Origin of the sequence: Brevibacterium sp. S22 (assembly GCF_004745485.1) — a bacterium.
GTDB lineage: Bacteria > Actinomycetota > Actinomycetes > Actinomycetales > Brevibacteriaceae > Brevibacterium.
Genome location: NZ_RHFG01000001.1, coordinates 459,659 through 470,790, shown reverse-complemented (window position 1 = coordinate 470,790; position 11,132 = coordinate 459,659). Strand labels below are relative to the sequence as shown.

General features: G+C 56.6%; 10 protein-coding genes and 2 pseudogenes. 8 read left to right on the top strand and 4 right to left on the bottom strand.

What is annotated here, in order from left to right:
- A partial coding sequence (locus EB835_RS02305) for a transposase (protein ID WP_168216602.1) occupies positions 1 to 207 on the top strand: 207 nt, incomplete at its 5' end.
- A 32-nt stretch (positions 208 to 239) separates the two neighbouring features.
- Here EB835_RS02305 and EB835_RS02300 read toward each other — a convergent pair.
- Positions 240 to 1,568: an SHOCT domain-containing protein gene (locus EB835_RS02300; protein WP_135807840.1), complete on the bottom strand. Its 1,329-nt coding sequence runs from the start codon at positions 1,566 to 1,568 to the stop codon at positions 240 to 242.
- 227 nt (positions 1,569 to 1,795) lie between these two features.
- Between EB835_RS02300 and EB835_RS02295 the strand changes: the two genes are divergently transcribed.
- The 4 genes and pseudogenes from EB835_RS02295 (at position 1,796) to EB835_RS02280 (ending at position 6,135) form a co-directional block, all read left to right on the top strand.
- Entirely contained in the window at positions 1,796 to 2,140 is a 345-nt protein-coding gene (locus EB835_RS02295) for a histone-like nucleoid-structuring protein Lsr2 (RefSeq protein ID WP_135807839.1), read from the top strand.
- Positions 2,141 to 2,301: 161 nt separating this feature from the next.
- Positions 2,302 to 2,607: an antitoxin gene (locus tag EB835_RS02290; RefSeq protein ID WP_346763132.1), complete on the top strand. Its 306-nt coding sequence runs from the start codon at positions 2,302 to 2,304 to the stop codon at positions 2,605 to 2,607.
- Between the two features lie 1,390 nt (positions 2,608 to 3,997).
- Positions 3,998 to 4,180 carry a hypothetical protein gene (locus EB835_RS02285; protein ID WP_135807837.1) on the top strand — a complete coding sequence of 61 codons (183 nt, stop codon included), beginning with the start codon at positions 3,998 to 4,000 and terminating at the stop codon, positions 4,178 to 4,180.
- 863 nt (positions 4,181 to 5,043) lie between these two features.
- Positions 5,044 to 6,135 (top strand): annotated as a pseudogene (locus EB835_RS02280) (IS3 family transposase).
- A gap of 473 nt (positions 6,136 to 6,608) precedes the next feature.
- On the opposite strand, the gene EB835_RS02275 reads toward EB835_RS02280, so the two are convergent.
- From EB835_RS02275 to EB835_RS02265, 3 genes are all read right to left on the bottom strand, one after another.
- On the bottom strand, positions 6,609 to 6,968 hold the full coding sequence (locus tag EB835_RS02275) for a hypothetical protein (protein ID WP_135807836.1): 360 nt from the start codon (positions 6,966 to 6,968) through the stop codon (positions 6,609 to 6,611).
- Positions 6,969 to 6,981: 13 nt separating this feature from the next.
- Positions 6,982 to 8,067, bottom strand: a complete 1,086-nt coding sequence (locus tag EB835_RS02270) for a phospholipase A2 (RefSeq protein ID WP_135807835.1) — start codon at positions 8,065 to 8,067, stop codon at positions 6,982 to 6,984.
- 432 nt (positions 8,068 to 8,499) lie between these two features.
- Positions 8,500 to 9,111: a recombinase family protein gene (locus tag EB835_RS02265; protein ID WP_009885485.1), complete on the bottom strand. Its 612-nt coding sequence runs from the start codon at positions 9,109 to 9,111 to the stop codon at positions 8,500 to 8,502.
- Positions 9,112 to 9,376: 265 nt separating this feature from the next.
- On the opposite strand from EB835_RS02265, the pseudogene EB835_RS02260 reads away from it, so the two are divergent.
- From EB835_RS02260 to EB835_RS02250, 3 genes and pseudogenes are all read left to right on the top strand, one after another.
- A pseudogene (locus EB835_RS02260) lies at positions 9,377 to 9,634 on the top strand (ISL3 family transposase); the annotation flags it as partial.
- 125 nt (positions 9,635 to 9,759) lie between these two features.
- Positions 9,760 to 10,218 (top strand): peptidase inhibitor family I36 protein, encoded by a 459-nt coding sequence (locus tag EB835_RS02255; protein ID WP_096147176.1) that lies wholly within the window; start codon positions 9,760 to 9,762, stop codon positions 10,216 to 10,218.
- The gene (locus EB835_RS02250) at positions 10,215 to 11,072 is read left to right on the top strand and encodes a hypothetical protein (protein WP_125187709.1); all 858 of its coding nucleotides are present in this window, start codon (positions 10,215 to 10,217) and stop codon (positions 11,070 to 11,072) included. The genes EB835_RS02255 and EB835_RS02250 overlap by 4 nt, the downstream gene beginning before the upstream one ends.
- Positions 11,073 to 11,132: the final 60 nt, after the last annotated feature.

The window sequence follows — 11,132 nt, the reverse complement described above, 5'->3', positions numbered from 1 at the left end:
CAGATCGCGACTCGTAAGAAGCGCGGTAGCAAAGGTGGGCGGCCGCCGGCGTTCGACGCCGGTGTCTACCGGAACCGCAACGTGGTGGAGCGTTCGTTTGCCTACGTCAAGCAATGGCGGGGGTTAGCGACGAGATACGACAAGCTCGCCATCACCTATCGAGCGGCCGTCGTGATCAGCGCGATCCTGACATGGCTCCGCCAATAAAGGAGACATGCCCTAGGTAGGGGCGTGTTTGATTAGCGAAGGTCAGCTCGCGCTTGTGCGAATTCTTCCTCGGTGATGAGTCCCGATGTATAGAGTTTTAGGAGCCGGCGAAGCGCTTCTGAGTTTCCGTTATCCGACTCGACCAGAGACTGATCGGCAGCTTTTGGGTCTCTTTGCGGCTTCGGAGGAATTGCCGAGCTCTGTGTCTGTGCTCCCGCCCGCCCTGCTGCGTGACTTGCCATGTTAATCACGTTTACGAGACCGCTGACGAGCGCGTCGGTAGCACCATCGCCAGCGCTTGCTGTCGAAGTGAAAGATACTTCAGGGCCGGTCACGTTGAGCTGGAAGACCCGCTCGTCCTGTGGCCGTTGGATATGTGTATTGCCAGCCATAGACGTGGCTGTAGTTGTAGTCGTGATGATGTTTCCCGAGACCGAATATTCTGCTGATACGCCCAAGATCGATCCACCGATGCTGGCGTCACGATGCGCATCCCCCAACCAGATTTCGTGTTCATAGACACCTACTCCGAAGATCATTGCGCCAGGGGGGATTGGGACCGGGTCGCCGGTGGTCCTATGCAGCTCCCGGTGGAAACGCGCCAGGGCCCGATCTTGTTCGTCTCTCTTATGCAACCGGACCAGGCGTTCTGGATGGCGAAGCTCGATCGCTTGGAGAAAAGCTCCGAATGATTCTGTACCGAAGACCCTTTCGGTATTTACAGCCAGTGGGAACTCGGGATCTGGGGCGGACTGAGGCCAAGCATCAATACTCCCCGTGGGCACTAGTTGCACGAATTTCGAGCCGAACGTTGCGTTTTTGACCCGGATCTCTTCAACCTTGTCGATAGACATCTCCACTCTCACGTCGTCGAGGGCGATGATCGTTTCGGTTAGCCTGATAACTTCATGGCCCTTCTTGTCGCGTACCGAAATGTTGATTCCGCCAGCGGCATTCGGTGACGCGCCATGTTCATCGGAGATGCCGTTGCCGATGACAGGCACGCCGAGTTCTGTACGCAGATCGTGCATGACAATGGCTCCTGCCTGGAGATCGCGTCGGTCGACGATGACCACAGCGTCGGGATCGGAGTGGGGAGAGTATTTGGCTCCCGACGGATCCGCGGAAACGCTTGAGACGAATCTAAGGTAGCCCGAGTTCCAGAAGCTCTTCGGTGCGATGACCTGAATCTGATCAAAGTTGGCAAGCACCCACGCTGATTGAATTTCTCCCTTGTTCACCAGGTGGATCCTGGTTCCGTCGTCGGAAAGGACCACTGAGACTTTACGGTTGACCCTGCACAACACTCTATCCACGAAGCCTCCTCTTGAAGCTTTCGAACCGTTCTTCTCGCGGTCCACTGGTGCCTCATCGGCACGAATGAACAATCACTTATAAGGCTAGCCGAAGTCTGTGTTGGCTGATGCTTCTGCCTGTAGTGAGTTTCGGTTCAGCGGCGGGCGCGATCATAAGCGGACTAGCCGCAAAGCTGTAAGGGAAGATTCTTGGCAAACTCAGGAACCGAAAACGAACGTTCTCGCATCGCGCGCGTTCCACACTGACACGACACGATTAGTAGACTCGGACCATGGCCAGGAGATTGATCGAAACCATCACCGACGATACCGACGGCACTCTCATCACCAGTGAAGACGAGGGTAGAACTGTTCAGTTCACGATCGACAGTGTCACCTACAGCATTGATCTCACGAGCGCTCACATCAACGAACTCGAAGAGGCACTGCGCCCATTCATCGCAGCGGCAAGGAAGCAGCCACGGATCTTGCGCTCGAAGTCGAGAGGCACACGGCCACGCCGAGACAAAGAACAGCTCGATGCCATCAGGAGGTGGGCTCGGGAAGCTGGCCACGAGGTCTCTGACCGCGGGCGCATCCCTGCGCATATCGAAGAGGCCTACGAGAACTCCCACTGAGCCGGTTTCCCATAGGCAGATGTCCAGTTGATTCTCTCCCGCTGCTGGGCAGTGAAAACCTGACGAGGGTATTGCGTCCTCACCAACCGGGGTGTCAGCGAGACAGCCTAAATGGCCGGAGACATGTCCAAGACCCGAGGTGCTCCAAAGTGACTGTGAGTATGCAGATCGATAGCCATGAGTGCACGCAAACACAGCCAGGCGGCGACGCTTTTCAGTTTATTATTTGCCTCATACCCCAGGGAGGCGTCATGAGAATCGGGAACTTCATTCAGCAGGCGAAAAGGGCTTTGCGGAGCAAGAAAGGCCGACAGTTCCTCGACAAGGCCGAAAACGCTGCGCGTAATGCCACCGGCGGCAAACACGACGACAAAATCCGGAAAGCTCGCAGAGCAACTGATCGGGCGATCGGGGACGATGACGATGAGGGACCGAACGGTGCCCAAAGCAGCCGGCCGCGGCGGTAAGACTGCTCGCGTCGATGGTTAGTCAACCGACCGGAGGCCTCTCCGGTTCCAGGTCTGGACGATATGCTCTCGCGTTCGGCATATTCGCGCTCGTGAGTACGGTTATCCCTATCATCGGAGACTTCGTCGCAGTCCCCTGTGCTGCTGTTGCTATCTGGCTTGGATTCATGGGAATCCGCGCTTACGAGTCAGGTCGGGCACCCAGAATCCTTTCCGCCGTTGCCGGCGCTGTGTTCGGGGCGATCACTCTATTCATGGTGATAGTGGTGTTCATCGCCTCACATCCACCCGCGTGAACATGTCTACGTCAGCTCTGGGCCGCTGCGTTAGCCCGTGTTCATAGATGTTCCCTGAGCTGACAAGGGCAGAATCATTGCCAGCGGCAGGTTACAGTGCGATTCGAGCGACATTTCACTGCATCTCCTCTCGACACTCCGGCCACAGCCAGTTCCCGAGGCTCCGTATAACCAATCCAACCCAAGCAGCCCAGAACCTGCATATCCAGTTTGGATATGCAGGTTCTGTCGTCGGAAAGAACGTCACTGTCAGACTAAAAGGCCGCGCCGCAACAGGCAGAGCCTGGAACTGCTCGCCCGCTGTGGGTGCGGTCGGTCTCGACGTGTCAAATTTTCAGCCTGTGGAAGTTGAAGCCGTTCGGTTTGTCCTAGGATGGGGCCGCTGTCGGGATTGATTTCAACCCTGATCGTGCTCTGCCGCGCTTGTATGATCGCTGCAACATCGAGTGAAGAATGTTGCGGCGGTCACGAGAATTTCTCGGACCACTTTAGTGTCGCATCAGGAGAGTAAGCCCCGGCTCCCTCGAGCGTGCCGCAGGAGGTCTGCAGGAAGGCCTTGTAGCGCGGGGCGGCCTCGGCCAACGAAGTCCCCATGTCGACGGGTTTACTGCAACGCTGACGTTATATGGTTGCAGAGTAGTTTCGATTGCCAAGCAAAATTCACTGACCGAAAAACTGTGCGAATCAATCTTCGCGCGTGCCGTTCAATATCAGGAGAGAAGACCCATGCGAAAGACCGCACCCAGAATCCTCAGCGTCCTACTGGGAACCATGATCGCCGCAAGCGCCCTAGTGGCTCTACCTTCGGCCGCGCACGCAGGAGTGGCCTACGCATATGTGCCTGGCGCGAACTACCATAACTGCGAACAGCAAGCTTCTCGGTACATGCAGAGACAAGCGGCGGCCGGATACAAGGCCGCAACACGGACACCTTGTGCGCTGAACTCCAACGGAATCTGGGTTTCCAAGGTGACGCTCGCCTACTGACTCTCCGCACCTAGAATTGATCTGAAAGACGATTCCAGATCTCGGCAACCCTAGGTGAAAGCTGGTGTACTTTGACGAAATCGCGAACCGGATTCTATATAGTTCTGGTGGCTTTCATTGTCTTAGTCGGCATTGCCATCGCAACCGGCACTATCGCAGGTTTCGAGCGTGACGCGAACGTCTACGGCGGGCCTGGTGAGGTGTTCTTTCCCATCGCGGGAATAGCCGAATTAATCGCGGCGGTCGTCGGCATAGTGCTCGCTGCCAAGATTCGCTCGACTAGACGATGAAGATCTGAAACACGGAGAAGTTCAACTGCCGCAAGCGCAGTAACCTCCTAAAGAAGGTGTTGTGATGAAACGCTGTGATGCCCTCATCGCATTCACGCTCCTAACAATTGCCTGCCTTGCCGCCGCAGTTTTCTTGGCCGTCTTCGCATACATGTATGTATTTGGCACCATTTTCGGGTTTAACGTATCAACGCTAGACGGACCCGGTCCTCGTTGGCTGTTCCCAACAACCATGTACCTCTCGGGTCTGACGTTCGCCATAGCGGCACCTGCCGGGATCGCATGGGCACTGATTTACACGCTTGGGATCAAGAAGATCGGTAAGTCACGGAAGTCGGCGTTTCCCTGCGCGCTTCACACTGCATAGAACGGTTCTAGAGCTCAGTTATTGGGTGGCAGTGGCCACGCGCTTGAAGAGCGTGGTCGCTGCCACCTTATTATGTCCATCTACTACCGGGCGGTGGGGGAGTAGGCTCCAGCTCCCTTGAGTGCGTTGTAGAGAGTCTGCCGCTTCGGCTCGCCAGCAGGGTAACCGTCGACCAACCGTTTCACGGTTAGCCAGGACATTTGGGAGCAGGCAGAAACCTCGCTGAAAGACACGTAGGCCCCACCCATGACTGAAAGTCAGTACGCTCCGCCACCGTTCAATGTCCTCGGTCAGTGCAGGTAAGCCAGCATCCTGGCGATAGCCGACTTCCCGACCGGGCAGAAGATCCTCCTCAAACACAGAGTCTCCACCGCTACCGCAGCGGCGGAGACTCATGGTGCCTACTGACCGAACCTTTAGGCCTATGTGAGGTTAGCCTCGAATAGTGGACACCCAAGGTAGCGGGATTTCAGGTCCTGCTGGAAGGATGTTCAACATGTCAGATCAGAAGCGACAGCGGCGTTCGTACACGCCGGAGTACCGCATCGAGGCCGCGAATCTCGTCATCAGCACGGGTCGGTCGATCGCGGCGGTAGCGAAGGAGCTCGGAGTCGGCGAGCAGACCCTGGGCACTTGGGTCAAGGCCGAGAAGGACAGACTCCGCGGCGAAGGCGAGTCAACCGGGCCTCTGGGAGAGGACGAACGTGGTGAACTGGCACGGTTGAAACGGGAGAATTTCGAGCTTAAACAAGATAACGAGTTTCTGGGAAAAGCGGCCGCCTTCTTCGCGTCGAAGCCTCGAAACAAGAGAAGTTCGAACTGATGGCAACGGAGAAGGCGAATTACTCGGTGCGTCGCATGGCCAGGCTCCTCGCAGTCACGAAGTCCGGGTTCTATGCGTGGATGAAACGACGGTCGGCAGGTCCGTCTAAGCGGGCGAGGGTGCAGCGAGACCTCGACGCACAGGTCCGTCAGGTCCACACCGATTCTGACGATGTCTATGGGGCACCCAGAGTCACAGCGGAACTGGCTCGTGAAGGTCGGTGCGTGGATGAGAAGACGGTCGCTGCGTCGATGCGACGCCAAGGCCTCGAGGGAGTCAGCCCTCGTAAGTTCCAGCCGGTGACGACGTTGCCGGGTGTGGACACTTATCACATTCCTGATCTCGTCAAACGGGTTTGGGACCAGGGCGACTTAGATGCTGTGTGGATCAGCGATACGAGCGATGACTCCGAATGACGTGATTTTTCATGCTGACCGCGGCGCACAATACACGTCAACGCAGCTGTATCACGCGTCCGGTGAGCTGGGGTTGAAGCAGTCGGTGGGGCGCACCGGGGTGTGTTGGGACAACGCGATGTCGGAGTCGTTTTGGTCGTCGTTGAAGTCGGAGTTCTTCGATCGTCGGGTGTGGCAGACGCGGACCGAGGTCAAGCGCGAGGTCGCTCGGTGGATCGAGATTGTCTATAACCGACGACGGTTGCATTCCGCGTTAGGGATGGTGCCGCCGGTGGAGTTCGAAGGCAATCTTCTGGCTGGTCGGCAGGCTGGTCAGGTGGAGAAGGAAGCGTCAACGCAGGCTGCGTGACGTAGCACACGTGTCCACGACTTGCGGGGAACCTCATATGGTTGCCCGTGGCGTTTCCCGCCATCCCTGGCCACGAGAGTCACAGCGATGACCACCCAGCAAACATAGAGCAGGACCATAGGGGCGAACACGATCGCCGGCAGGTAGTCGATCGAGCTCGACAAGAACAGCCAGGCCATTTCTGCAACAACAAGCGCACCAAACACCAGGTTCGCAACTCCCATCCACCGCTTCTTCGACGTTTCCCACGCGGAGTACAGAATCGACAGCTGCAGAAGGAGGATGGCGGCAGCAATTAGGAGCGCTGACAGTGCCTGTCGGACAACAGACCACCCGTGAGAGCTGAAGTCAGGGAGGAGGGTGACAGCGCCGAGGACTACGCATCCCGCGCCGGATAGAGCGAAGAGAGTCGGTCTACGGATCACAGGTACTTGCTCCAAGTTCGAAGTGCGACGGCCACATACGGGAGGCGCTCAGATTTGTTTAGTACCTGTTGACCTGTAAATCTTGACCGCCGCGATGACAACGAAGACGACTGTTGCAACCCCCAATAGAAGGGGAATCATGCCATCGAGAATTGCTGTGATCGGACTGAAGTAGCCAGCCCACACAAGCCCGGCGGCCAGCAAAACAGTCAGGGCCATGCCGGAAGCTACCCACTTCCTCGCTGACTCCGGAGCTATTGGTGATCGGTGGATAGCTAGAGCCACGAGTACACCAGAGACCAGAACGAGCACAATCGAAATGAACGCCGGTAGAGAGAGAACATAGAGCACCATCGCAGCGACAAAAGCAACAAGCCCTCCGAGGACAAGACTTCTTGATGAATTCACGACTGAGTGCCTCCTACAGCTTCTTGACGAAAGTATTTGCTGTCACTGCTGCATAGTAGACGCCTACCGTGATGTAGCAGTTCTGGCGGAAGACCGTACCTTTGGAAAACTGATGCTGGCACTGCTGCTTCATCTGCCTTTTGAGTTTTCCATTGGCACTGTACCACTGCTTCTTCTTAGCAGAGTTCGAGATCTTCTTCCCCATGATTGCCTGGATGTTCATATCATGTCGGGCACACGGGCCACGGAAATCGACTCGATACTTACCAACCACAGGCTGGTCTGGAGAGGAGGTGCAATAGTCATGCCAGCTCTTCGGCTTACACGACTTCGGGCAGTACCGATAATTCTTGGGGATGGTGACTCTCCCCGGCTTCTTGGCGTAGGGAGTCAGAGGGCCAACAGGTCCGAACGTCGGGGGTGTGGTCTCAGCTTCTTCGGCTAGCGCGGCATCGAGGTCGGTTTCTTCTTGCGCCAATTCTTCATCGGTGAACTCCAGATCGTCCCCCATCGCAATGACATCACCCAAGGTTTCGCTGGCAACTTCGGTGGCCGTTTCTCCGTCTTCGGTAGTCAGCGTCTCGCCGATGTACATGGTTGCCGTCAGAGGGAACACTGTCTTCGATGATGGGGTGACTTCGAGGCGGATTGATTTGTCTTGTGAGGTTTCGCGGTAAGGGACGTCGTTTCCGTCAGCATCAACAACAGCGGGGTCAAATGTAGCCGAGCCGAAGCCGCAGTCAACTGTGCCAGCCGTTCCTGTGCTGCCGCATCCAGCGGGGAGATCAAAGCGAATCTTGACGCCGTCCTTTGAAGTAACGTCGCTTGCCTCGATCGTCTTTGGCTCGAAAGACGACAGGATCATGCTCTCGTCGTCTTCATCCTCGGGTTGGGTTGTACCGAAGGTCGAGGCACTCTGGACGCTGGTTGCTCCGAGGTCGTTGAGCTTGAGTGCCCGATTCGGTACTGCCCCCTGGGTGCGAACAACGGGTTGGTCAGCAACTGCTGGAGACGCGACAGCGGGAGCGATCAGCGCTGCAGCAGACAGGCACAGTAAAATCGAACGACACCGTATGTTAAAGGTTTTCATGAATCTCATTTCAAAACTATGGATGCTCTTCTAAGCAAATTCACAGTATCCGTCTCGAAGAGTGGATGAGGTGTCGGAAGGGTAACGTTATGCGGTAGGTGATCAACGCCACGCAGTGGCCGGGTTTCCCGTGAAGTTGGTCGGCAGGATAGCGCTTGGGGCAACCAGCCAGAGCCCCAGCTGGGGAATGTTGGCTACCCTCAAGCAGTGCATTTCCGGTACTTAGCATTGCGGCGGGGAGTGGTGTGGGAAACTGCACTCTCAGTATCCGCCAACCGGGCAAAGAGGTTGAGTCGCAGCTGGTGCTTACGAGTTGCAGGAAGGCATTGACGCCGAGGCGGCCAAAGCTGCAATGAGCCGCGCCGCCGACGAGACTACCGAGGCTCACAGTCGGGCCGTCCTCGTGCTAGCTGAAGCAACGGGAAGAATGGGCAAGGGACTTCACCCGGTAGGGGAGTAGGCTCCTGAGCCTTTGAGTGCGTTGTAGAGCGTCTGGCGGGAGACCTCATAGCGGCGGGCGACCTCTGCTATGGAGATCCCCATGTCGACCATCGCCCGGCAGGCTTGCACGTCCTTGTCGGTGAGCTTGCGCTGATAGACGCCTTGAGCCTTCGCCAGCTCGATCCCTTCCCGCTGGCGCTCGAGGATCCGTGCGCGCTCGAACTGGGCCATGCCCGACAGAAACGTAAGAAACAGTTCCTGCATGGGGGAGCTGCCATCTTTGGAGACGGTGATGTTCTCCGAGACGAAGGTGACCGTGCAGCCCTTCCCGGTCAGTGTGTCGACGAGAGAGTAGAGATCTCGGGCGTCTCGTCCGAGGCGATCCAGCGAGGCCACACGGATATGGTCGCCTTCGCGGGCGTAGTCGATGAGCTTGTTCAGGCCCGCGCGATTGGCGCGTGATTTCCCGCTGAGCTTGTCCTCGAACGTCTTATCGCACCAACCGATGATCTCGTATTGCCGGCCAGGGTTCTGATCGGCGCTGCTGACGCGCACGTAGCCGAGGGTCTGTCCGAACACGGTATCTGAGGGGTTCTCGGAGTCGGTAGGCATATGTGTCCAATCGCTGGAATCGCAACCCGTTTGACAGTATCCTTCCGGCCTAGAACTCGATTGTCAAAGGGGTATACCCGGTAGACAGAGTGAAACAGCTCCCCATGCTGGCAACACGTACTGCCCGCTCTTAATAACCAACCGAAGTACACCACGCTAGCGAATTGGCTTCATCGGCTCATCGTATTCCGGGGTGTAGCTAGGGCCCGAATCCTCCGCCTTCAAGAAGTGACCTCGCGACGTAGTTCGTCAGGTTTCGGAATCCGTGATCGACGCGATCGGGGCTGGCATTCGCGCCGCTCTCGTCGAGATCCGCAAGCTCGGCCACATCCTCGCGTTCTTCGACTACCCCGACACCTCGAATGGGCCCACCGCGGCCATCAGTGGTCGCTTCGAACGGTTGCGAGGATCGGCATTGGGGTTCCGCGGCCTGACGAACTGCATCGCAAGGGGTTTGCTCGAATCGGGCGGCTTCAGGCCAGCACTACACACCCCATTCGTGAAGAGCCCAAAGGTGCCTTGACGCCTGCGCAACCCCTCCAGACTGTAAAACCTGTCGACTACTTGACAAGTTATTTTCATTGTTCAGGATGAAAATTCACAGCCAGGGCACAGTCAAGTGGCCTGGCGAAACAGTCGGGAAGTCAAATGAAGTCCATCCCCTTTATCAAACCCGCAGCAGCTTTGGCTGCATTCCTCTTCGCAGTAGCGGCAATGACGCTGACCGCCGCGACGCCCTCACATGCGGCGCTTGGCAGCTGCTCCAGTGGGACTGCTTGCGTGTGGAACAACAACACATACGGTGGCTCTTACATGAAAGCATCAGCTACTGTCAAGAACTACAAGACGATCAGCTGGAACAATGCGAGTGGGAACCCCAACGACAAGGCCAATTCAGTCGCCAACCGTGGCAGTCGGTGTGCTGTAGTCTTTTACCAGAACACCAGCCACAAGGGTGCCGGCATTCGGTTCAATCGGCCAGCGAGTGGCGGAATCACGTCGGACCCCTACTTGAAAAACGGAGGCGGCTACAGCGAGACATCAGGCGCTAGCTCGAAAAACTTCCAGGATAAAATCAGTAGTCACAAATGGGTAAGGTGCTCGTGAAGACACTTAGTTCAAACCGCAACCGCTCGGCTGTGCGCCGGGCGGTTGCCCTTTTGGCCGTCGCGTTTCTGACAGCGGGTGTTGCTGGTTGCGATAACGCAGACGACGAACAGACCGACAGCTTGGAGGGTATGACCTCGACTATCGACTACGAAGACGGATCGATAGAAACTCCGGGCCGACAACTGACACTCACATGGGACGAAGAGACGACAATCGGGTACGCCAACAGCATTGCGTCTTCAAAGTGCGCGGATAAACAAGGGATCGAGTACTCTCCCTACGATCGTCGCAACGAAATTTCGGAGAAAGCTTACACCGACATCGGCGTCTGGTCACCTACTCTAGCGGCGAAATATGGTTACGACTCCCTCCCCGATACAGAAGCCAAAGACAATGTCACTAGTGAGCAACTCTCCGAAGATGACATAGCTATTCTCCGGGACTGTGCGACCAGTGATCCTTCCGTGAAGCAGTTCTCCGAAGTTGAGAACGAGTTCGCTAACGAAATCCAGCCCACCTTGGTCGATAACACTGTCGTTAATGACGAGGCACGGGAAGAAATTCGGCAAACTTGGGTTGGCTGCATGGACTCTAATGGAATCAAGATAGACGGAGAAGGATTCATCCCGTCTGGGGTCTCCACGATGGATGAAGAGGAAGCGATCAAGACGGCCCTCAAAGACGTCGATTGCAAGGAGTCAACCAAATTTGTTGATGCGTGGGCTGCCAATCTCTGGGAAGAGCAAAAGCAATATGTCACGAAGCACGCTTCGGAATATCAGGAGTTCCGATCACGAGCTGTTCCAGTACTAGAGGACGCAAGGCAAGTCATCAAGAGCTATGAAGGCTAATGGCAAATCACGACCACTTGGGTGGTTGAGTACACCACTGGGATTGGCCTCCGTTGTCGG

Coding starts and splice junctions, on each gene's coding strand:
- EB835_RS02290 (WP_346763132.1), top strand. CDS start 2,302: ATGCAGATCGATAGCCATGAGTGCACGCAAACACAGCCAGGCGGCGAC.
- EB835_RS02265 (WP_009885485.1), bottom strand. CDS start 9,111: ATGCCTACCGACTCCGAGAACCCCTCAGATACCGTGTTCGGACAGACC.
- EB835_RS02270 (WP_135807835.1), bottom strand. CDS start 8,067: ATGAGATTCATGAAAACCTTTAACATACGGTGTCGTTCGATTTTACTG.
- EB835_RS02295 (WP_135807839.1), top strand. CDS start 1,796: ATGGCCAGGAGATTGATCGAAACCATCACCGACGATACCGACGGCACT.
- EB835_RS02255 (WP_096147176.1), top strand. CDS start 9,760: ATGAAGTCCATCCCCTTTATCAAACCCGCAGCAGCTTTGGCTGCATTC.